Here is a 23028-nt window from a genome sequence, read left to right as displayed (position 1 = left end):
CCGTTTATTTTTTGTTGGTCAAGAAGAAACTATTCTTTAGGAATTATTTTAAACAAGCAGAAAAATTGGAATAAATTTCATCTAAAAACAAATGCATAGAAACACAGCCACAGACCATAATAAGATTACAAGCAGCGACAAAGCATTGGGCCATACCAAGCGGTAGTAAGATTCTCTTACTTGCTGGTGCAAATCCAGCTGGTCCAACCAAAAAAAAACTAATTTACAAGGAGCTGGAAACACAATGGCAAACAACAATTCATCTAACAACCTTTTAGTACCAGGAGTATCTGAAGCTCTAGATCAAATGAAATACGAAATCGCATCAGAGTTCGGTGTTAACTTAGGTGCAGAAACTACTTCTCGTGCTAACGGATCAGTTGGTGGAGAAATCACTAAACGCTTAGTTCAAATGGCTGAACGTCAACTTGGCGGTTCTCAATTCTAATTTGCACAACTTAATATAAAATGGCCAAAGCCCCCATTTTTTAAAATGGGGGCTTACCTAATTAACCTGCTTTCGTACCTTGCTGGAGTTGGTACATTTGATAATATCTTCCTTTTAGGTTCATTAATTCTTCGTGATTCCCTTTTTCAACTATTTCCCCATGATCTAGGACAATAATTTGATCCGCATTACGGATAGTCGAAAGGCGATGTGCAATGATAAAGGTGGTTCTGCCTTTTTTGAGCACTTCCATCGCGTGCTGAATAATTTGTTCTGTTTCTGTATCAATACTGCTGGTTGCCTCATCCAATATGAGTATCGCCGGATTAAAGGCAAGAGCGCGGGCAAAGGAGATAAGCTGACGCTGTCCGCTTGACAATGTGCTTCCCTTTTCAATAACAGGCTCATCGTATCCATTTTCAAGATTTTTCAGAACCCTGTCTGCACCGACATCCTTTAATGCTTTCTCAACCATTTCTCTCGTGATGGCAGGATTATTTAATGTCACATTGGAGGCAATCGTTCCTTTAAACAAAAATGGATCTTGCAGAACGATTCCCATATGCTTCCGTAAATCTTGCCGCGGCATTTTGGAGATATCCTTGCCGTCTATTGTTATCGTTCCTGATTGAATATCATAAAATCGAAACAATAAGTTCATGATAGAGCTTTTACCTGAACCGGTATGACCGACAAGTGCAACAGTGTCTCCATGCTTTGCCTCAAAGGAAATGTCTTTTAAAACATATTCTTCTTTCTTGTATGCAAAGTTAACATGATCAAACTTAACATTGCCTTTGTACCTCTCCGTGCTAGGCTCTGCCACATCAATGCCATCTTCACGAAGCAGTTCAAATACTCTGTCCCCGGCAACAAGTGCTTGCTCAAGATTTGCCAGTTGATTGACAATTCCCTGCATAGGCTGGAACAAGCGGTTAATGTAATCAACAAACGCATAAAGAACACCTAATGATATCGCAGAAGACACGCTTAATGACTGACCTGCAACAAACCAGATAAATGCTACGAAGATTAGGTTTCTCAATACTGCTACAAGATTATGGGAAGTCAAGCTGTTTAAATTCAGCATCTTGTTCTGGTAACGGAAATGTTCTTCATTCAACGTCTCAAACTCACCCATTGTGTGCTTTTCTTTACCAAAAGCCTGAATGATGTTCATCCCCTGAATCGATTCATTTACCATACCGTTAATGTCGCTTATTCTTGCTCTTATCACATGATTATATTTAGCCGCAAAGCGTCTGTATCCAATCATCCATACATAAAGGATCGGCAATAGGATGAGGCAGATTGCCGCAAGCGTAGGATTAAGAATAAATAAGGCAACATAAATGCCAATAATATAAATTCCGCTTGAGAAAAAGTTGGAAAGAACGGTCACATACAGCTCTCTTATTGCTTCTGTATCATTTGTAACCCTTGCTACAACCTTGCCTGCAGGCAAATTATCAAAGTACCTAATTGGCAGGCGCTGGATTTGCGCAAACACATCTTCCCGCATTTTTTGAATAATTCTGTTTGCAGATTTCTGCAGAAATAAATGCTGTCCATACTGAAACACAGAAGCAACGATAACAAGCCCGAAATAAAAGGCAAGCAGCTTAATAATCGATGGAACTTCCGGTTTGTAAAAGGCAAAAACCTGTTCAACTCTGAGACGGTCAGCCTCGTACTTGGCCACTTCATTTCCTGATGAGATAGTCAAGATCCCATCGGCATAGCTTCTCTCTCCGTCAAAGGAAATTTCCTCCTCTATAAACAAAAAATCCTTTCCGGCCTGCAATACTCTTGCATCAGCATCATCGGCTGCCTGTGGTTTCTCTTTCGTATAATATTTGCCTTTATACTGCACGGCCCCTTCACCTGAAGACGTTTCATACCAGCTGTTTTCGATTCCCATAATATGATCATCAATTATTTTTTTTGCGATAAAAGGTCCTGCTAAATCTGCTATAACTGCAATTGTCAGCATAATTAAGGCAAAGATAATTATTTTTTTAAACTGTAAGGCATACTGCACTAATCTTTTGCCAGTACTCATGCTTGCACCTCCTGTCCTGCAGACTGTGCGGTTTTTGTTTGCTGGACTTCAAACTGTTCTTTGTACCAGCCATTTTTTTGCATAAGCTGTTCGTGTGAGCCGCGCTCGACGATTTTTCCATCCTCAAGGACAATAATCTGATCAGCATGCTGAACGGCTGTCATGCGATGGGTGGTAATAATTGTTGTTTTTCCTGCACGTTCTTTTTTGATGTTTTGGATAATACTCTGCTCTGTTTTCGCATCGACTGCTGACAACGAATCATCCAAAATAAGAATCCCAGGATTTCTAATTAACGCCCGCGCAATGGATATTCGCTGCTTTTGACCGCCTGATAATGCAACACCCTTCTCTCCTACAAGCGTTTCCAATCCTTCAGGAAGCATTTCAATATCCAGCTGAAACGATGCCAACTGAATCGCATCTTTTAGCTGACTTTCCGATGCGTTTTCCTTGTTGCCAAACAGAATATTTTCTCTCACTGTTTTTGAAAATAAGACGTGATCTTGTGGCACATATCCAATCCAGCCGCGAAGTTTATCCAAGCTGATATCATCAATGCTTATTCCATTGACAGAAAGCTCCCCTTTTCCTTTTGGATACTCTCTGAGCAGCTGCTTAATAAGCGTTGTCTTTCCGCTTCCTGTTTTCCCAACAACACCAATTGTTTCTCCCCTTGTGATTTTCAAATCGATATCATCGAGATTTTTTACAGCCGAAGATGGGTATTGAAATTGGACAGAATCAAACACGATCGTATCAGGAACAGCAACTGCTTTACTGTCACCATGGTTTAAGACATCAGGCTTATAATCTAATGTTTCCTGCACCCGGTCTAATGAAGCATTTCCCCGTTGCATAACATTCATCAGCTCACCGATTGCAAACATCGGCCACACAATCATACCGAGGTAAACATTAAAGCTCACAAGCTGCCCAATCGTTATTTGCTGCTGAAAGACGAGATAAGATCCATAGCCTAAACCGATAATATAGCTTAGCCCTACAAGAATACGGATTGTCGGTTCGAACAGTGAATCCACTTTCGCAACTCGAATGTTTTTATTGTAAACATCCTCTGTCATGTGGTGAAATTCTTTTTCGTCATCCTTTTCTAATACATATGCCCGAATAACTCGGACCCCAGCAATGGATTGGAGCACGCGGTCATTTAAATCACCAAAAGCATCCTGAGCCTCCATAAATCGTTTATGAATTCTATCTCCATATATTTGCATCATAATTGCCATAATCGGCAGTGGCAAAATGGCAGCAAGTGTGAGCTTCCAGCTTACTAAAAGACACATTGTGATAAGAATTGTAATCATAAACGCTGTTGAATCAATGAGTGTCAATATACCAAATCCTGCTGTAATGCTGATTGCCTTCAAGTCATTTGTCGCTCTTGCCATTAAGTCGCCTGTACGGTTCTTCTCAAAAAATGTCGGAGTCATCTTCAATAAATGTCCCATGAAGTTGCTCCGCAGCTTCCGCTCAAGCACTATAGCCCCTCCAAACAGCTTATACATCCAAAAATAAGTTATCACATAAGAGCTGATTGTAATTGCCGCAATACCCAGCAAATACTGGGCTGTCTTTGCTTTTGTCAGAGTCCCGACATTTATTTCATCAATAAACATCCCGAGCAATTGCGGCGGTAAAATATCAATTACACCAACAATGATTAACAGGACAATAGCAACCGTATATCTTTTCCAATGTTCTTTAAAAAACCACTTCAATTTTAATAATATGGAAAACATGCTGTTCTCTCCTCTTCTAAGCTAAACTTTACTAGCCGCTTTCTATATCCTTTCTATTTGCTCCATGACTTCTGTTCATTACAATCATTAACATCTTCCTCCTTAAATTTTCAAGTATCTATAGAAAAGAGGTTTTCCTCTATTTCTCGCCACGAAAAAAGAGACAGACCCGCTACATGCGTTTCTGTCTCTTTTTGATGCTCATAAAACGGCCGTAACAGCCACAAAATGGCAATTATGGTTAATGCATCAATTATTTAACAGAAGCGAAGGCCACTGACATATGAAATTTATTACGATTTAGATTGATTTTGTTTCTCATGTCAGTCGCCTCCCTTCATTTCATTAATTTTCCAATATAATATAATAGAAGATTAACATGCTCCTATACTAAAGTCAATTGCCAATATTTCGACAAATTACCCTTCATGGGCAGCCACAACCGCTTCCCTCTTTGCAGTTTCTCCCGAGGTTTTCGCAAGCTTTGGGAGCACTAGACTGTAATAGATGCCAACGACAATAAAGCAGGCTCCCACTAACCAGAATATAGCTTCAATAGAAATTACACCAGGAAAGCCGATCGTAATAACACCTAATGTAATTGACTGTGCAAGCATCATAAGCGGGTTTATCCAGCCCTGTACTCTGCCCATCATTTCAGGCGCAATAATGGTAGGCATCCACCCTCCGATTGCAATATTAATCAGTGGCAATGCTAAAGCAATAAAGAAATAGAACACCATAAATACTGCTGTGGTAGCGGCGAAAGATGCTGCGATAGTAAATATCGCTACAAACAGTACACCAGTAATGATGAGCTTATGAAGCTTGACCTTTTGAGCAAGCAATGATGCTGCCAGACTTCCAATCAAGATGCCGCTGCCAAAGACAATTCCTAAATATATCGACATTTCCTCATAGTTTAATGGAGAAAGCTTATATTTTAAAATGAACACCTGCATTACACTAAAACCGCCATTAACAACTCCAAATGCAATAAACCCGTAAATAAGCGCAAGCAGCAGCTTGTTATTTAGAATGTACGTAAAACCTCGTTTAAAATCCTGCCAGACAATCTTTAAGTTTAAATCCTGAATGCGGTGCTCTCCATTTGGCATTCTAATATTTTCACTAAGAGGCGTCAGCTTGATCAGCAGGCTGCCAATCAACAGAGCTCCTGCATCTATCAGTATTGCTCCATATATCCCTAATGTCCAATAAACAAAGATTCCTAAAGCATTGCCAAAGAGCATGAAAATACTGTTCACGAATTGATTAAGCCCTGCTGCTATTGTATATTCATCCTTCTTTAAAATCCCCTGCATAAGCCCTTGCTCAGCCGGAAAAAAGAACTTAAGAACAGCGCTTCTCAGGAACAGAATAAAAAAGATGAGCGGCATCCATCCGATGGCAACTGCCACAAGCAGGCATAGTGAAGAAAAAGCTGCTACCCAATTGCATGTATAAGCAATTTTTTGTCTGTCCAGCCTGTCTGCAGCTACACCGACAAACAAAAACACAGCCAGTGTAGGCACAGAATACATCAGCTCTGTTACAGATGCATATGCAGGCTGGCTCGTAAACCGGTCCAGAATATAGTACATAAACGCAGTCAGCCCAACTAAACCGCCTAATTGCGAAGTAATGTTGGCCATAAATAACTTCCTGAAATCCTTATTGCTGAATACCTCTGAAAATTGCTTCACTTTGCATCCCTCATCTTCTTATGTGATAAGGTCCATTTTACCTTTTTCTGGTAGTTTCGATAATAGCCAGTAGATGGTTTTGATTTCAGACTTAAGTCGGAGTTCGTTTAGTATTTAAGTCGTGTTTTCCCATCTGAACGTTTAATTCGAGCAGATGCGGGTACTTGTTGTTACATAACAAAAAAATAATGGACGATACTTCAAATATAAAATTCTAAAAAAAGGAGCAAGGATAATGGAGACATTTTTGAAAAAGGTTACACTTCATGAAAATATGACGGTGAAAGATATTTTATCTTTCTACGAGGCAACAAAGAAATTTAATGTGAAATGTCAGCTGCTCTGCAAAAAACACGTCGTGGAGACGACCAGCCTTCCAAAGCTTGTTTCTTTTTTCTTAACGGCAGGCGCAAGACAAGATATCCAAATTAAGCTGGAGGGAACTCAAGCAAACACCTTTTGGAAGAGTCTGCTTTCCAATGGTGAAAATCCCTTCGTAAAGTCATATAACAGAAACAATCTAACAGAAGAATATTAAAAGAACAAAAAGCTTGAAATGATTGATCATTTCAAGCTTTTTGTTGGCAAATTATTGTGCTGTCGATAATTCTTGAAATCTTTCCATTGATTCCTTTTCATCAAAGCTTGAAAAGATGCGAAAATGATCTTCATCAATAATTCTGTAATGCTGGCTAATGATGTTTTGCTGAAAAATAAAGCCGTTTTTCCGGTCGACTTCACGCCACCATACTTTGCCTCCGAGCGTCTTTTCTTTCCGATAATCCATGCCGTCGCGCGCAACTGTCTCTAGCACTTCCAATGGCTCATTCCCAAAAAGGAAACGCACTGTTTCTGTTTCCCTAAAAAGCGCACACACAGCAACAACAGTCGACCAGCCTGCATATAGTCGTCCTTTTTCAATCTGAACTAATGTCTTTTTAGACAAGCCAATAACCTCTGCCATCTTATCCTGGGTATAACCTGCTTCCGTTCGTATTAACCGCATTTTTTCCGATACATTAAAAATAATCTCTTCTCTTGTCAAAATGCATTCATTCCCTTATTAGTTATGTGTAATTTTACACCGATATCTATATTATAAGCTTATATAAGTCAAATTTCAATTTTTAGCCTAATCATTTATAAACCTTGCTTGACTAACCTAGAATAGGCCTGCTGCACATTTTGCAGCAGGCCAGTATATTTAATGCTGTTTGTAATTTTTTAAGATATCCTTCAGCTGCTCGCCGCGACTGATCATTGCTTCTGCTGCCTTTGTCACATTACTGATTGCAGCAATTTGTTCATCTGTTGATGAGGATACCTCTTCAACTGCAGCTGCTGCACTTTCAGAAACAGCAGATATTGCAGTAACAGATTCTAAAATATGATTATTTTGATCTACCACGGATGCAAGCTCATTTCCCAGATCCTTAACAGCATGGATTGTTTCATTAACAGCAGCCGATATGTTTGTGAATTCATTTTCTGTCCCATTGACGGCATTATTCAGCTCTTCTGATTGAGAGGTTGTTTCAAATAATGCTTGAACCGTTTTTTCAGTTTCCTTTTCTATCGCTTGAATCATTTCCTGAATTTGCTTTGTCGCCAGATTCGTTCCTTCTGCCAGCTTTCTTACTTCACTGGCAACAACAGAGAATCCTTTGCCATGCTCTCCGGCACGAGCCGCTTCAATGCTGGCATTTAATGCAAGCAGATTTGTCTGTTCGGATATCTGGTCAATTGTGACCGTGATTTTTGAAATATCAAGGATTTTTGTATAAAGGCTTGAAATTCCGACACTTACCTCATCTGTCGCTTTCTTTGCCAATTCATTTGATTTTTTCAGTTGGTTTATCATTTCTTGCCCTTTTTTAGTTGCCGTTTCTGAGCTATGAGCGGCATTATCAATTTGGTCATTCTTTTCATTCATTTTGTTAATAGAATTATTCAGTCTGCCCATTTCCTTATTTACATCCTCTAATGCTGCAGCCTGTTCTCCTGCACCATGGGCGATTTCTCCCATCGCTCTGCCTATCTCCTCTGAGCTTGCAGATGTTTGCTCAGCAACAGCTGATAGTTCAGCAGATGATTCTAAAATTAAATTACTAATATTGCTGCTTTCATTCAGTAAATATTCAAGCTGATCTTTTAAATTCTCCATCGCATTGCAAAGTATCCCTACCTCATCCTTTGATGAATGAGCTTGCATATTGATATTCATATTGCCCTCAGACAGCCTCATGAAGGATTCGCTTACATTTGCTAATACAACAAACTTCCTTCTCCAGACTATGTAGAATACAGCAGAAAGTACGACAGCAAGAATTAATGCAACAGCTCCAATCAAGAGAACAGACTGTTCAAACCCGCTGTTTAACAAATATACTGCCGTTCCACTTGCAGCTGCACCAACTAGGACAGCTAGGGATACAAGTGCCACCATTTTAGCTAATAAACTTTTCTTTTTCACAACAATCTATCTCCCTTCACAGCAAACTAGTTCGCTTTATAAAAGCGCTAACAACATAGGATAAAATAACTACTCATTTACTATGTCTATCGGCGTATATAGGAGAATATTAAGCTATTTTTTATATTTTTTGCAATATTCCTTTTCTAGTCAAAACGCCTATTCTCGTTGGAATTTAAAGCATTTCTGATAACAAGAAACGTTAGTTTGGCATAAGCTAAAGGGAATTAATTATCATTCATAGAAGGGAATGATTCTATATATTTCATTTAGCTGTCGATCATGAAATCCACATCCGCATGCTTCATATGCAGGATAGCAATGAGCTCTTTCAGCTTGTTGACCAGAATCGTGCCTATTTAAAGGAATGGCTTCCTTGGATTGATCATATTATCTCTCCTTATCAATACCAGTCGATCATTCCAGACTGGCATAAACAGCTTGCAGATAACAATGGCTTCCAGGCCGGAATTTTTTACAGAGACAAACTTATCGGTATGATATCTCTTCAGCAGCTGGACTGGATGAGCCGCCAAGCAAGCATCGGCTATTATTTAGGAGAAGCTGTCCAAGGAAAAGGAATCATGACTAAATGTGTCGTTGCTGTTTTAAATCACGCTTTTTATTATTTAAACCTCAACAGAATTGAAATACGCTGTGGAGTTAACAATTTCAAAAGTCAAGCAATACCTGAGAAGCTTCACTTCAAAAAGGAAGGTATCCTTAGGGACGGAGAATGGCTTTATGATCATTACCATGATTTATATTTGTACAGCATGCTAGAGCGAGATTGGACAGCATTAAATCGCCGTACCTAATCCCCTCCTTTTCCCCTTTTGAATTCTTCTAAAAACACTAAAATGTTTAAAATTATTGGAAATGCGCTATTTAAAAAATAATGCTATTTAAATTCTTACTAAGAATTCTGCATTTAGTGCAGACTAACAATTAGTTTAGGAGTAGCAGCAAAGACAATAACGAATGGTGTTGAGCGCAGTGATTATTTCCAATCTTCTTCTCATACTTGTACTAATAGCCTTTTCTGCCTTTTTTGTTGCAATCGAATTTGCCATGGTCAGAGTGCGACCAAGCCGGTTGAATTCTTTGGAGGCAGCTGGACATAAGAACGTAGCTTCTGCCAAAACAATCACGACCCATTTGGATAGCTACCTATCTGCTTGCCAGCTCGGAATCACCATAACCTCATTGGGTTTAGGCTGGCTCGGTGAACCGACTGTGCTGAAAATTATGGCGCCGGTTGTAGCAAAATTACAGCTGCCAGATTCTGCAGCACATATTATTTCCTTTGTGCTGGCGTTTTCTGTTGTCACTTATATTAATGTTGTCATTGGGGAGCTCTTTCCTAAATCTATCGCTATCCGTTATGCGGAAAGAGTCACCTTGTCTTTATCGAAACCTCTCATTTTGTTTTATAAAATCACCTTCCCTTTTATATGGGTATTGAATCATGCAGCTAGACTAGTAGCCCGCTTATATGGGGTCAAAAGCACTGATACGAATGACAACGCACTGTCAGAAGAAGAGCTTCAGCTTATTTTGAAGGAAAGCTATCAAAATGGAGAAATAAACAGGACGGAATATCGTTATGTCCAACGAATCTTTGAGTTTGATAACAGACTTGCTCATGAAGTGATGGTGCCGCGAACAGAAATGGTAGCATTATCAGAGGACATGCCATTAAATGAGGCCATTACAGCAATCAGCTCTAATCGCTACACAAGATTTCCGATTATGAAAGACGGGAATAAGGATATGATTGTCGGCTTTATCCATGCAAAACAAATATTGACTGATTGTATTAGAGACAGCTGCATGGATAATTCTCCATTAAAAACGTATATTCAACCGATTATTCATGTGATGGAAACAATACCAATCCAACTGCTCTTAATAAGAATGCAGAAGGAACGGACTTCCATTGCCATTCTTCATGATGAGTTTGGCGGGACAGCAGGGCTTGTTACTGTCGAAGATATTTTAGAAGAAATAGTCGGAGATATTATGGACGAATTCGATGTAGACGAAAAGCCTTCCATCGAGAAAATCGGCGAAAACCATTATCGAATGGATTCTAAACTTCATATAAATGATGTGAGCCAACTTCTCTCCATTTCCATTGAAAATGACGAAATGCACACGATTGGCGGCTGGCTGTTTTCTGTCAGCTCTGAGTTAAGCTTAGGAGATTCTATTGAATATGAAGGCTATATATTCAAAGTAGCCGAAGTACAAAACGATCACATTTCTTCTATAGAAGTGGTAAAGGCAAAATAACTACATAAGAGTGCGGTCAAAGCTTAAAGACCGCACTAAATATTGAGCAAAAAGACAAACAATGCTTAAACATATTTTTTTCTCTTTCACATAAAATGATAAATAAGAGCTTTAGCCATCATTCAATAAACTGAAAATTGAAAAATTGCATCGTTTGACTGCGCAGTTTGGCTTAAAGTATAATTATTATTATATCTAACGGAAAGATTGAGGTGGTACGATGGGATCGTAAATCTAAAAAGAACTTCTGATTCTTTTCCTAAAATGATTGATCATATCCTAGAACCTACAATCAGCTTCATACAAACTAAGACTAGATCACATTCATTTTAAAAAAGGATCCAGAAATATAGACATGTCAATTAGCCATTTGAAAATTTAATATCATGTATTAATCAGGAGGTGACTCCTTACTCGCCTATTGCGGGATAAGGAAACTTATTGGACATATTTAACTTGGTTATTATAGCCATTTTGATTGCTTTTACTGCATTTTTTGTAGCTTCAGAGTTTGCTATTATCAGAGTGCGCAGTTCTAAAATTGACCAGTTAATGGAGGAAGGCAACAAAAATGCCATTGCCGCAAAAAAAATCATCACAAACCTTGATGAATATTTATCGGCATGTCAATTGGGTATCACCATTACAGCACTTGGCATCGGGTGGCTTGGTGAGGAAACAATTCATGACATTCTGTTACCTTTATTCCATTTTATTCACATTCCGGAAGCAGCTGTGACAATCTTGTCCTTTTCCATATCATTTGCCATTATTACGTTTCTTCATGTAGTAGTGGGAGAATTGGCTCCAAAAACATTCGCTATTCATAAAGCAGAATTAATTACCTTAATGGCAGCAAGACCATTGATTGCTTTTTATAAGGTGCTGTACCCATTCATTTGGGTCTTAAACGGATCTGCAAGAATCATTACTCGCATGTTTGGATTAAAGCCTGTTTCTGAAAATGATTTAGCCCATTCGGAGGAAGAACTTCGCATTATTGTCTCTGAAAGTTTTAAAAGCGGCGAAATAAACCAATCAGAGTTTAAGTATGTAAACAAGATTTTCGATTTTGATGATCGCATCGCAAAGGAAATTATGGTTCCGCGTACAGAGATCATCTCATTGGAACAAGAAAGCAACCTTGATGACCTAATGGACGTCATTCAAGGTGAACAGTTTACAAGATACCCTATTACAGATGGTGACAAGGATCATATTGTCGGCATGATTAACGTCAAGGAAATTATGACCGCATTGATTCGTTCAAAAGATTTAAGCGCGAAAAAGCTAGATTCCTATATTCGTCCAGTTATCCGAGTCATTGAAACCGTTCCAATCCATGATTTGCTCGTTAAAATGCAGAAGGAACGAATTCATATGGCGATATTAATGGACGAATACGGCGGAACCTCAGGTTTAGTAACAGTTGAGGACATCATTGAAGAGATTGTCGGTGATATTCGCGATGAATTTGATATGGATGAGATTCCAAGCATTCAAAAGGTGAAGGAAAACCACTTTATCCTCGATGCAAAGCTGTTGATAACACAAGTCAACTCCCTGCTGTCCATTGAGATGGATGATGAGGATATTGATACATTAGGTGGCTGGATTTTGACTTCTGATTATGATGCAACAGAAGGAGATATCCTGACATTCGATTCCTACAGCTTTAAAATAATTGAAATGGAAGACCACCATATTAAATATGTGGAAGTAATGAAGATGCGCGAGCTTGAGGAGCTTCCTGAAAGCTCCAGCCAAAGGCAGATAGCTCAGCCAGCTGTTTCCCCATCAGAAGCAGAAATCGTATAAAAAGAGGAGGGACAAATCCCTCCTCTTTTATTTTTCTTTTATTCTCCATTGCCGGCACTTTCGTCAAACTTATATCCTACTCCCCAGATTGTATGAATAAACGGCTGTTCTTTTGTGCCAATCTTATTGCGGAGCCTTTTAATATGAACATCCACTGTTCTTTCATCTCCATAGAACTGATAACCCCATACTCTGTCAAGCAGCTGCTCTCGAGTGAACACCTGTTTCGGATTGCTTATCAAATAATAAAGCAGATCAAATTCCTTCGGAGTCAAGTTGGAAAGTGTCTTGCCATTATAGATTACTTCTCTCGTTTCTTTGCTGATTTTAAAATGTTCGCTTGTCAGGAAATTAGAATCCACTTTGCTGACAGCATCCTTCTGATAACGGCGGGTAACAGCTTTAATTCTCGCCATCAGTGTCAATGGGCTGAAAGGTTTCGTCACATAATCATCTGCACCCATCTCCAGTCCGAGCACCTGATCTGACTCACTGTCTTTTGCAGTCAGCATGATAATTGGAACAGAGCTGACCTCTCTTATTTTCCTGCAGATTGTCACGCCCTCCATTCCAGGCAGCATCCAGTCGACAATGATGATATCCCACTCCTGATTTTCCATAAAATAATCTAGCGCTTCTTTACCATTATGTATAAATACGCCTTCATAGTTTTCCTTTAGAAAAAACATCTCCAGCATGGAGCATACACTTTCATTATCCTCTATAACAAGTATTTTCATATCCATTCATCCTCACAGGCATTAACATGCGATTTAATTATCACTATTATAGCAAAAAAAGCATTTAAGCATTACTTCTGATGCAAAAAATCGTTATGTATAGCCTCATAAAAGAATGGGCATATAGACAAAAAACCGGACATCTGTCCGGTTTTTTCCTTAAATCCAAGTAGTTGTTTTTTCTAATGCCAAGCGGTCTGTTTCTCTACCAGGAGCAGCTGCCTTTCCGACTGTGATAAGCATTATCGGCAAATAGCGCTCAGAGATTTGGAACTCTTCCACAAACTTCCCGCGGTTGAAACCGCCGATAGCACATGTATCCAGTCCTTTGCCTTTTGCTGCAATCATTAACTGCATAGCAGCCAAGGAAGCATTAGAGTTAGCTGCATCTCTAGGATATACGTCGTTAGAGTATGCTCCTTTAATCTGGCCTTTAATAACATCAGCAAGCTCTTCTTTTATTCTGCCTTTTTCCATATCTTTCCCGAATACTTCTTCTGCGTTTTTATCTGCTTCTAAATCACCTAGCACAGCGATAACACAAGATGACTGTGTTATCTGTTGTTGGTTGAAAGCAATCGGAAGAAGTTTTTCTTGTGCTTCATTTCCATGAAAAACAACAAAATGCCAATGCTGCAGATTCCAAGCAGACGGCGCTCTACCTGCTAACTCAAGAAGCTCTTCAATTTCTTCCTTTGATAATTGATAGCTCTCGTCGTAAACTTTCACGGCTCTGCGTGCTTTTAATATATCCATAAACTGTTCACTGCTAATTTCTGTAGTCATTGGTACCCTCCATTTTACTTACTTTTTGTAACTAACTAATGAAATAATAACCTTGAAAAGTTTTTTCGTCAAGAATATGATAATATATACACTATTATTATTATGGACATAAGGTATATCCTTGCTCCCAGTATTAAGGAGAAAACATGATTGACATTATCGCATTAACAAAACAGAATACGTTAGAAACTGGCCTGACTATGGAGGACTTGCAGGAAGGCAATTATGAGTGGTATTGGATTGATTTCAATAGCCCTGTGGATAGTGAAATTGAATATTTACGGGAGCCTCTTCAATTCCATCCCCTATCTATTGAAGATTGCCTCCATAATCTGCAGCGTCCTAAAATAGACTATTTTGACGAGTATACTTTTTTGGTTACCCACAGTCTTGAAGCTAAAACATATGCGAAAGAAGAACTTAATCTTTTTATAGGTGATAATTATATCGTCAGCTTTCATAAGGAACCTTCCATCGAAGTCCAATTTGTGGCCAAAAAGCTCTTAGGTGAAAAAAAGCCAGCTAAGTGGAGTCAATTCACTGTACTTTATGAATTATTAGACCGACTTGTTGACAACTATATACCCATTATTTATGAAATTGAAGATTTTCTGAATGAAATTGACGAAAACCCTGAAAACAAATCAATGGAAGTATTATTAGACGACCTTTATGAAACAAGGCATCGATTATTATCTGTGCGCCATACAGTTGTGCCGATGAGAGATCTCCTCTATACATTGTTAAACACAAAAAGATTAACAGCTGTTTCTAATAAACGGGAATACTACTCAGATATTTACGACCATTTATTGAAGCTGGCAGAAGTAATTGAATCTAACAGAGAAATGACTGCTGATATTAGAGACAGCTACCTGTCTTATAATGCCCACCAGTCCAACCGCATTATGCAAATCCTGACAGTGATTACAACCATATTCATGCCACTGAGCTTTCTTGCTGGCCTTTACGGCATGAATTTCCGGTATATGCCTGAGTTAAACTGGAAATATGGTTACTTTAGTTTATTAGGAACAATGGTTCTGATAGCTTGCTGCATGTTCTTATACTTCAAACGAAAAGGCTGGTTTAAATAAAGCCAGCCTAGCTTCTTCTTTAAGCTTTAGAATATGCCAACTAAACATCTGTATGATAAAATAATACTAACCCCTCTATTTAGAGTATCCCCTTTATATTTGCCCTTTTTAAATTTTAATAATTCTTAAAATTCACTATATTGATTGGAGGAAACTGAATGGAATCACCACAGCTTGAAACATCTATAAATATGGAAAAACCGCAGCATAAAGTGCTGCCTAAAAGCGTTCTATTGAAAAGAGCACTTTTTATTATCTTAGGAAGTGTCATGATGGGAATTGGCATTGAAGAATTTCTTGTTCCTAATCAAATCCTTGATGGCGGAATTGTCGGTATTTCCATTATCCTTTCCCACTTGCTATCCGTTAAGCTAGGCTTCTTTATCTTCCTTTTGAATATTCCGTTTTTTTACATCGGTTATAAACAAATTGGGAAGACATTCGCCCTTTCCACATTATTAGGAATAACGGTTCTTTCCATAACAACCATTCTGCTTCATGATGTACCTGTATTTACAGAAGATTTACTGCTTGCAACTGTTTTCGGCGGAATTATTCTTGGTGTTGGCGTTGGCATCGTTCTTCGTTTCGGAGGCTCATTGGATGGCACCGAAATACTCGCACTTCTTTTCAGTAAGAAACTTCCCTTTTCTGTCGGAGAAATTATTATGTTTTTTAACTTTTTTATTTTTATTACGGCAGGTTTTGTTTTCACTTGGGATCGTGCAATGTATTCCATCATCGCTTACTTTATTGCCTTTAAAGTGATCGATATTGTCATAGCTGGACTCGATGAATCAAAGTCAGCCTGGATTATCAGCGACAATGCTGAAGTGATTGGTGAGACAATTATCGCAAGATTAGGACGGGGGGTAACTTATCTGAAAGGTGAAGGTGCCTATACTGGAGATAATAAGAAAGTCATCTTCTGTGTCATCAACAGATTGGAAGAAGCGAAGCTGAAGCTGATTGTAGAGGAGCTGGACCCAACTGCTTTCCTTGCAGTAGCTAATATTGCAGAGGTTCGAGGCGGACGCTTTAAGAAAAAGGACATTCATTAACATAGAAATAGAGTCTTGCGCTTTTGCCTGACTCTTTTTTTGCTTTAACATCGATAACGTCTATTTAATCTTTTACTTGTCAACACTTAAAACTAGCTATTGTTTGCTTCCGCTTACAAGCATCGATAAAATATGACATAAGAACTTAAAAAAGAAAAAGGGGGAGACATATTGAAAAAGAAGGCAACCATCTATATTACTTCGCTTTCTTTGCTCGTCTGTTTGATGTGGATGTTTGGTCTCGGCTGGGTGCTTGTCGATTATGCCCAAGGCTCTAAGAAGGAATTAGACACATCCAATAAACCTGCAGAAGCAGCACCATCTGGAGGGGTACAGCTTTTAGCTCTAGGAGATTCTCTTACAAGGGGAACTGGCGATGAGGCAGGAAAAGGCTATATCGGCTATCTGAAAGACAAGCTGTCTGATAAAACAGATGAAGACATTACACTAAAAAACTATGGTATTAAAGGCCAAACCTCTACAGAGCTCTCGGCCCAGGTCAAGCAGCAGGAAATACAGCGGCAAATTAAAAATGCCGACATCATTTTTATTACGATAGGCGGAAATGATTTATTCCAGGGTGGAGAAACACTATCCCATTTTGATGATGGTACTGTTTCCAAATTATCCGCAACCTATAATCAGAATTTAGAGGATATTTTGACAACAATTAGAGCGACAAATGAGAAGACACCAATTTACCTGATTGGTCTCTATAATCCTTTCAGTGATTTGGAAGATAGTGAGCTTACCTCTAAAATTGTCCGGGACTGGAATTATGAAAGTGCGGAAACGAGTGCAGCTTTTGCGAAGACAATCTTTGTTCCTACATATGATATTTTCCAGCAGAATGTCCAAACCTATCTTTATTCAGACCATTTCCATCCGAACAAACAAGGATACGAATTGATGGCAGACAGAGTCGCTTCCTTAATTTCCTGGGAGGTAGAAGAAAATGAGTGAAACAACACTGGCAGTTAAAAACCTGACGAAAACGATTGGGAAAAGAAAGATTATTAAAGATATCAGCTTTGAACTGAAAAGCGGAGAAGTATTTGGTTTTCTTGGACCAAACGGAGCCGGAAAAACAACAACAATTCGAATGCTTGTCGGTTTGATTAAGCCAACCTCTGGTTCCATCCAAATTTGCGGCTATGATGTTAAAAAGGATTTTTCTAAAGCAATGGAAAGGCTTGGTTGCATTGTAGAAAATCCAGAACTATATCCTTACTTAACCGGCTGGGAAAACCTGCAATTTTTTGCGCGCATGTTAAAGGGGGTTGATGATAAACGGATTGAAGATATCATCGAGCTTGTCGGTTTGAAAGACAGAATTCATGATAAGGTAAAAACCTACTCACTCGGGATGAGACAGAGACTTGGCATCGGGCAGGCACTTTTAAGCAGACCTAAAGTTTTAATACTTGATGAGCCGACAAATGGTTTAGATCCATCCGGCATAAGAGAAATGAGACAATTTATCCGCTTTTTGGCGGAAAAGGAAGGCTTAAGTGTTTTAGTTTCAAGCCACCTCCTCAGTGAAATCCAGCTGCTTTGTGACAGAGTCTCAATCATCTTGAATGGCAAGATTATTCATACAGAATCTGTTCAATCCTTGCTTACTGCACAAGAAAGAATTATTTGGCGCTTTACTCCTATGGATGTTGGTATTGATCTATTAAAGAGCGTCTCTCCTTCTGTCAAAATTGACGGCGAAAACGTCATTACGCCTTTTTTAGAAGAAGAGGCAAGCAAGTGGAGCAAAATGTTGTTTGAGGCGAATGTTAATATAATTGAAATGAATAGACAAATTCCTTCTTTAGAGCATCTCTTCCTTGAACTGACAGGAGGTGGCACGATTGAGTAATCTTGTCTATAACGAAATGCTTAAGCTTGTTAAGAGCAAAAGGCTGTATATTGTTACCTTAATTATTGCCGTGATGATTGCTATGTTCACATATGCACAGTTTCGCGAAATGGAAAACTTAAAGAAACGATTAGGAGATGTGGATTGGCGGACAACCTTGCAGCAATCCATTATCGACACTCAAAACAGAATAGGCTCAAGCGGGATTTCTGACGAATGGCGGAATCAGCTAAAAGTCCGAATCAGTCAATCCCAATATTATCTTGATCATGATATTAATCCGCAGGAGCCTGGGGCGCCAACATTTCTGCGAGTGTTTCTTGATAACTCTATGCAGCTTTTGCTGCCGTTAATGGTGATGATTGTCGCAGCCGACCTAGTTTCATCTGAAAGGAGCATCGGCACCATAAAGCTGCTCTTAACAAGGCCGGTCCGCCGCTGGAAAATATTGCTCAGCAAATACATCACATTGGTGCTGTCCATCTCGTTCATCTTGTTTATGTTCGGTTTATTTTCTTATCTTATCAGCGGACTGTTCTTTGGCTATGTAGGCTGGACTGCTCCAATCTTGACTGGATTTACGGTCCAAGCTGGAGAGCTTAATACTGCAGGAGTCCATCTCGTTCCTCAATGGCAGTATATATTGATGGTGTTTGGTTTAGCCTGGTTTGTCTCCCTTGTTGTCGGGACCCTTTCCTTTATGCTGTCTATTCTTGTCAGGAGTACAGCTGCTGGCATGGGAGTGATGCTTGCCTTTTTAATTTCTGGGACCATCATCTCTAATATTGCATCATCATGGGAAGCTGCCAAATATTTATTTATGGTGAACTTGAGGCTAACCGATTATTTGCAAGGAAATATCCCGCCTATTGAAGGCATGTCCTTGCCGTTTTCGTTAACAGTATTGGCAGTTTGGGGAATCGCGGCATTAGCTGTTTCCTTTTTCACTTTTACAAAAAAGGATGTCTATTAAAAAAAATCTGGGTTCCCCCCAGATTTTTTTTATGGCTGCTCAGGTTCGCTTACCGTTAAAGAAATAAACTTATCATTCTTTATATCATGTTTAATTGTCACTTGAACTGTTTTCTCTTTGCTATTTTCCTTCACTATGAACTGAAAGCTGTCTTCCACTTCCATTGTCGATATTTTCTTTCGGCCCATGTATTTATAGTCTGTAACAGCTTTTTCAGGATAATCTGCTTTGACTACAGCAATGGCAATGCTCCCATACTTTTCATAATCCACTTTCTGGACTGCTATATTATGGGACGGAAACAAAAATCCCATAATAAGAATAGAAGCAACTAAAATAGGAAAAGCCCGATTTTTCATAGTAATCCTCCGTTTGGTTTTTTTCCTATTATCTGTAGTCTAGATTCTTTTTATGTACATTTTCCAATTGTTTTGCTTCCTCGAGCAAAACAGACGTAACATGAACATTCCGCTTCCATTCTTCACCGAATGTGTCCATTGGCGGATTTGTCTCTTCAACAGAAGGACAAATTTCAATGGTGAATGCAGGCAAATGATAGGTGCTGATAAACCAGTCTGTATAACCTGAGCCAATTGCGTCCACATCAGGAGTGCCGAGGTCATAGCCTGTTGTTTCTGCCAATTTTGCAGCAATAGCTCGGTCTCTTTCTGTGTTTTCCTTATTGTTGTATTCCCAATAAATCTCTTGGCCAGAGGAATGATAAGCGACAGCAATTGTCGGCTTGATTTTTTCCGTCAAGCTTACGATCGCTTGAACCTCTTTTGCTTCAAGCGGTTTTTTGCCTTTATAATTCTTATAAGAAGGCTTCGGACTTTCACCCTTCAACTCATCCCAGCCTGCCGGATATTGACGGTTTAAATCAATTCCTCTTCCATTGCTTTTCCAGCGGGTGAAGTCTTTCGATCCTTCATTCATCCTTTTTAAAGAAATACGTGAAAACAGCGGAAACTTCTGCAGGTCTCCCTGCTGGATGGTAACACCATCTGGATTGAGCATCGGCACAAACCAGATAGAATACTCTCCCATACGGTTATACAAATCCTCCTGCTGCACTTGATTTTCAATCATTTTCATCATTAAAAGAGCAGTGATCCACTCTCTGCCATGATGCGCTCCGCTAATCAGAATGGATTTTTCACCTTTTCCAACTTTTATTCCGTACAGCTTTCTCCCATATTCTGAATAGCCAATTGTATGTACTTCCAATTGCCTTTTGTATCTGCTTTTCATTTTCCATATATCTCGCTGATATTCATCATATGTGTATTGCTCCTCCCTGCTTAGCTCCTTTCCTAAAACTTTAGCTGAAGATGGAAGGAAAAGTGCAAGGCAAAGCATAAAAATGGTTATTTTCTTCATATTGCCCTCCTTTTCCCTTTTATTTTTTATCAATTACAGATTTTTATTCAGCTTTTTTATACAGGTAAAAAAAGAAAACCCTGATAATTCAACATAGCCAAGTTTTAGAATGAGATTTTGTTCAGATCAGCTATATACTATAAGTATCTCCTTCAAACAAAAGGAGGCGGACAGCTTGAATAAAGTCGATTATGATCGTGCACTGTACTACACCCATCGTTCAGAATGGGATAATCTTTTAATATTAATGGTGCGCACTAAGGATCATTTTCTTTCAAAAAAAATTGAACATTTCCTGCACGCCTATAATTTCGAACATGATTATACTGTAATCGAGAATCATTTATATTCTTTGCTCCGCTACATTGACCATGCCAACGACAATGTAAGCGGATATGACATTCACACAACAATGATGTAAAAAAGAATTCCACCAAAAAAAACCGCGGTTAGGGTTCCGCGGTTTTTACTTCATTAAAATCTTTTATGTTTATAATTAATTTCATAAAGATCGTCTCTTCTGTCCTTCAAATGTCTTACTGTACCATTTTGCCGTTTACGGCGAAGCACTTCTAAATCTACATCGCCAATCATGACCATTTCAATATTTGAATTCGTCTCACCGACAATTCCATCTCTTGCAAATTCAAAATCAGATGGTGAAAAGATCGCAGACTGGGCATATTGAATATCCATGTTTTCGGTCTGCGGTAAATTACCGACAGTCCCTGCGATAACAGTGTAAATTTGGTTTTCCACAGCTCTTGCTTGAGCACAATAGCGGACACGTAAATATCCTTGGCGGTCTTCTGTACAGAATGGTGTAAAGATGATTTTTGCGCCCATATCTGTCGCAATCCTTGCAAGCTCCGGAAACTCAATATCATAACAAATCAGAATCGCAATTTTACCACAGTCTGTGTCAAATACACGAACTTGATCACCTTGGCTGATTCCCCACCATTTCTGCTCATTCGGAGTAATATGAAGCTTATATTGCTTCTCAATGCTTCCATCTCGTCTAAATAAATACGAGATATTATAAATCTCTTCATCGTCTTCTTGCACAAAATGGGAGCCCCCGATAATGTTAATATTGTATCGGATCGCAAGACTGGAGAACAGCTCTATATACTGCTCTGTATATTGCGTCACTTTACGGATAGCATTTATCGGTATCTTCTCGTCAAGGAAAGACATAAGCTGTGTTGTAAAAATTTCAGGAAATACAACAAAATCAGATGAGGCATCTGATGCAACATCTGTATAATACTCAACTTGGTTAGCAAAGTCCTCAAAGCTGTCAATTTGCCGCATCATATACTGAACTACACAGATTCTGACAGGATAACTGCTTTTGAAAAAACGCTTTGACTGCGGCAAATATTCAACATTATTCCACTCCATTAACGTCGCATATTTGCTGGACTGCTTATCATCCGGCAGATAATTAGGGTTTATGCGCATCATCGTAAAACCGTTAATCAGCTGGAAGGATAATACAGGATCGTAAATCCGGTGATGGATAACTTCTTCCACATACTCTCTCGCAGACATTTCATTTTCATATTTATAAAAGTTCGGGATTCTGCCTCCAATAATGATGCTTTTCAAATTTAGGCGGCGTACCAGTTCTTTGCGCGCTTCATAGAGGCGATGACCTATTTTCATTCTTCTATACTTTGGATCAACCATAACTTCAATACCATATAAATTATAGCCGTCTGGATTATGATTCGTTATGTACCCTTTGTCTGTAACATCATCCCATGTATGTCTGTCATCATACTCATCAAAATTGATAATCAGGCTAGAACATGACCCAATAATTTCTCCATTATATTCAGCAACAAATTGCCCCTCCTGAAATAAATCCAAATGGCTTTTTAGCTGGGCTTTCGTCCACGGTTCCATGCCAGGAAAGCACTCTGCCTGAAGCTGCATAATTTTGTCTATATCTTTATATTCTGTATTTCTGATAATCAACCGCTTTTCAAACTTGGATAAATCTAGTTTTGTCATTTAAGCTGCTCCCTTTTTCCACTTTTTAATTCTACATTTCCCTATTTCCCTGTAAGATAATCTTGTTATGAACATAATATTATGTATATGCAAAAAAAAGAGCCGCAGGCTTATCCTGCGGCATCTTTATATTAAATGTTCATTGGCTGCCTCTGCATAAATACTTAGGCTTTTATCTTTTTTTGTGAAATTATCCAGACGGAAAGGGAAAAATAACTCGAACTCATCTAAAATCTCGACATTCTTTTCGAATAATGAATCATATTGGTCACTTTCTTCCGCATTCTCGACGATTGAAATAATGGTCTGCAATGCTGCTATAACTTGGTAGGAGTTTTTTAGGGTGCTAAGCATATAGGCTTGCTCTTGTGTTAGACGCAGTACATTCAAACGTGAGAACTTGTTAATTTCATCGTCAGAAAAAAAGTCGGGGAAAATGGACGTATAAAAAGTTTGTATAAGTTCGTTTATTTGCTCTTCCTGTGCAGGTGTTGAAGCATAAGCTACCTTCATTGGATTTTACCACCCTCTTTAAAA

Annotated in this window: 22 protein-coding genes; 11 read left to right on the top strand and 11 right to left on the bottom strand. The window is 38.9% G+C overall.

The window, feature by feature from the left end; genetic code table 11:
* Positions 1–244 precede the first annotated feature (244 nt).
* Positions 245–448, top strand: a complete 204-nt coding sequence (locus M3600_RS07235) for an alpha/beta-type small acid-soluble spore protein (RefSeq protein WP_233317326.1) — start codon at positions 245–247, stop codon at positions 446–448.
* A 61-nt stretch (positions 449–509) separates the two neighbouring features.
* Here the strand turns inward: M3600_RS07235 and M3600_RS07230 are convergent, their stop codons facing one another.
* The 3 genes from M3600_RS07230 to M3600_RS07220 all read right to left on the bottom strand — a co-directional run bounded on the left by M3600_RS07230 (position 510) and on the right by M3600_RS07220 (position 5979).
* Complete coding sequence (locus M3600_RS07230) at positions 510–2510, bottom strand: ABC transporter ATP-binding protein (RefSeq protein ID WP_251645100.1); 2001 nt, start codon at positions 2508–2510, stop codon at positions 510–512.
* On the bottom strand, positions 2507–4273 hold the full coding sequence (locus tag M3600_RS07225) for an ABC transporter ATP-binding protein (protein WP_251645099.1): 1767 nt from the start codon (positions 4271–4273) through the stop codon (positions 2507–2509). The genes M3600_RS07230 and M3600_RS07225 overlap by 4 nt, the downstream gene beginning before the upstream one ends.
* Before the next feature lie 419 nt (positions 4274–4692).
* The gene (locus M3600_RS07220; RefSeq protein ID WP_251645098.1) at positions 4693–5979 is read right to left on the bottom strand and encodes an MFS transporter; all 1287 of its coding nucleotides are present in this window, start codon (positions 5977–5979) and stop codon (positions 4693–4695) included.
* Positions 5980–6214: 235 nt separating this feature from the next.
* Here M3600_RS07220 and M3600_RS07215 point away from each other — a divergent pair, with 235 nt between their 5' ends.
* Positions 6215–6517 (top strand): hypothetical protein, encoded by a 303-nt coding sequence (locus tag M3600_RS07215; protein WP_233317330.1) that lies wholly within the window; start codon positions 6215–6217, stop codon positions 6515–6517.
* 51 nt (positions 6518–6568) lie between these two features.
* Here M3600_RS07215 and M3600_RS07210 read toward each other — a convergent pair whose 3' ends face one another.
* Positions 6569–7024 carry a helix-turn-helix transcriptional regulator gene (locus M3600_RS07210; RefSeq protein WP_233317331.1) on the bottom strand — a complete coding sequence of 152 codons (456 nt, stop codon included), beginning with the start codon at positions 7022–7024 and terminating at the stop codon, positions 6569–6571.
* 159 nt (positions 7025–7183) lie between these two features.
* A complete protein-coding gene (locus tag M3600_RS29175; RefSeq protein ID WP_251645096.1) occupies positions 7184–8452 on the bottom strand; it encodes a methyl-accepting chemotaxis protein in 1269 nt (422 codons plus the stop codon).
* A 260-nt stretch (positions 8453–8712) separates the two neighbouring features.
* Between M3600_RS29175 and M3600_RS07200 the strand changes: the two genes are divergently transcribed.
* The 3 genes from M3600_RS07200 to M3600_RS07190 all read left to right on the top strand — a co-directional run bounded on the left by M3600_RS07200 (position 8713) and on the right by M3600_RS07190 (position 12565).
* A complete protein-coding gene (locus M3600_RS07200; protein WP_233317394.1) occupies positions 8713–9270 on the top strand; it encodes a GNAT family N-acetyltransferase in 558 nt (185 codons plus the stop codon).
* 178 nt (positions 9271–9448) lie between these two features.
* Positions 9449–10747 carry a hemolysin family protein gene (locus M3600_RS07195; RefSeq protein WP_237942237.1) on the top strand — a complete coding sequence of 433 codons (1299 nt, stop codon included), beginning with the start codon at positions 9449–9451 and terminating at the stop codon, positions 10745–10747.
* Between the two features lie 441 nt (positions 10748–11188).
* The gene (locus tag M3600_RS07190; RefSeq protein WP_248574470.1) at positions 11189–12565 is read left to right on the top strand and encodes a hemolysin family protein; all 1377 of its coding nucleotides are present in this window, start codon (positions 11189–11191) and stop codon (positions 12563–12565) included.
* 38 nt (positions 12566–12603) lie between these two features.
* Here M3600_RS07190 and M3600_RS07185 read toward each other — a convergent pair whose 3' ends face one another.
* Both M3600_RS07185 and M3600_RS07180 read right to left on the bottom strand, forming a co-directional pair.
* Positions 12604–13305 (bottom strand): response regulator transcription factor, encoded by a 702-nt coding sequence (locus M3600_RS07185; RefSeq protein WP_233317335.1) that lies wholly within the window; start codon positions 13303–13305, stop codon positions 12604–12606.
* A gap of 159 nt (positions 13306–13464) precedes the next feature.
* Positions 13465–14091 carry a nitroreductase family protein gene (locus tag M3600_RS07180; RefSeq protein ID WP_251645093.1) on the bottom strand — a complete coding sequence of 209 codons (627 nt, stop codon included), beginning with the start codon at positions 14089–14091 and terminating at the stop codon, positions 13465–13467.
* A gap of 146 nt (positions 14092–14237) precedes the next feature.
* On the opposite strand from M3600_RS07180, the gene corA reads away from it, so the two are divergent.
* The 5 genes from corA to M3600_RS07155 all read left to right on the top strand — a co-directional run bounded on the left by corA (position 14238) and on the right by M3600_RS07155 (position 19089).
* The gene (gene corA / locus M3600_RS07175; protein ID WP_233317337.1) at positions 14238–15188 is read left to right on the top strand and encodes a magnesium/cobalt transporter CorA; all 951 of its coding nucleotides are present in this window, start codon (positions 14238–14240) and stop codon (positions 15186–15188) included.
* 191 nt (positions 15189–15379) lie between these two features.
* On the top strand, positions 15380–16249 hold the full coding sequence (locus M3600_RS07170) for a YitT family protein (RefSeq protein WP_396953795.1): 870 nt from the start codon (positions 15380–15382) through the stop codon (positions 16247–16249).
* 171 nt (positions 16250–16420) lie between these two features.
* A complete protein-coding gene (locus M3600_RS07165; RefSeq protein ID WP_233317339.1) occupies positions 16421–17212 on the top strand; it encodes an SGNH/GDSL hydrolase family protein in 792 nt (263 codons plus the stop codon).
* The gene (locus M3600_RS07160; RefSeq protein ID WP_233317340.1) at positions 17205–18116 is read left to right on the top strand and encodes an ABC transporter ATP-binding protein; all 912 of its coding nucleotides are present in this window, start codon (positions 17205–17207) and stop codon (positions 18114–18116) included. Before M3600_RS07165 ends, M3600_RS07160 begins: the two co-directional genes overlap by 8 nt.
* Positions 18109–19089 carry an ABC transporter permease subunit gene (locus M3600_RS07155; RefSeq protein ID WP_233317341.1) on the top strand — a complete coding sequence of 327 codons (981 nt, stop codon included), beginning with the start codon at positions 18109–18111 and terminating at the stop codon, positions 19087–19089. Before M3600_RS07160 ends, M3600_RS07155 begins: the two co-directional genes overlap by 8 nt.
* Positions 19090–19118: 29 nt before the next feature.
* Here M3600_RS07155 and M3600_RS07150 read toward each other — a convergent pair whose 3' ends face one another.
* Together M3600_RS07150 and M3600_RS07145 are read right to left on the bottom strand one after the other, a co-directional pair.
* Positions 19119–19448 (bottom strand): DUF3889 domain-containing protein, encoded by a 330-nt coding sequence (locus M3600_RS07150; protein WP_251645092.1) that lies wholly within the window; start codon positions 19446–19448, stop codon positions 19119–19121.
* A gap of 28 nt (positions 19449–19476) precedes the next feature.
* Positions 19477–20469: a M14 family zinc carboxypeptidase gene (locus M3600_RS07145; RefSeq protein WP_233317343.1), complete on the bottom strand. Its 993-nt coding sequence runs from the start codon at positions 20467–20469 to the stop codon at positions 19477–19479.
* A 175-nt stretch (positions 20470–20644) separates the two neighbouring features.
* Here M3600_RS07145 and M3600_RS07140 point away from each other — a divergent pair, with 175 nt between their 5' ends.
* Positions 20645–20890, top strand: coding sequence for a YhdB family protein (locus M3600_RS07140; protein WP_233317344.1), 246 nt, complete (start codon positions 20645–20647; stop codon positions 20888–20890).
* 53 nt (positions 20891–20943) lie between these two features.
* Here M3600_RS07140 and M3600_RS07135 read toward each other — a convergent pair whose 3' ends face one another.
* Positions 20944–22491 (bottom strand): bifunctional GNAT family N-acetyltransferase/carbon-nitrogen hydrolase family protein, encoded by a 1548-nt coding sequence (locus M3600_RS07135; RefSeq protein ID WP_233317345.1) that lies wholly within the window; start codon positions 22489–22491, stop codon positions 20944–20946.
* 126 nt (positions 22492–22617) lie between these two features.
* Positions 22618–23004 carry a DUF5365 family protein gene (locus M3600_RS07130; RefSeq protein ID WP_251645091.1) on the bottom strand — a complete coding sequence of 129 codons (387 nt, stop codon included), beginning with the start codon at positions 23002–23004 and terminating at the stop codon, positions 22618–22620.
* Positions 23005–23028 lie beyond the last annotated feature (24 nt).

Origin of the sequence: Niallia sp. MER 6 (genome assembly GCF_023714395.1) — a bacterium.
GTDB lineage: Bacteria > Bacillota > Bacilli > Bacillales > Cytobacillaceae > Niallia.
Note: the sequence above shows the minus strand (reverse complement) of the source record. Positions and strands in the feature narration are given on the sequence as shown.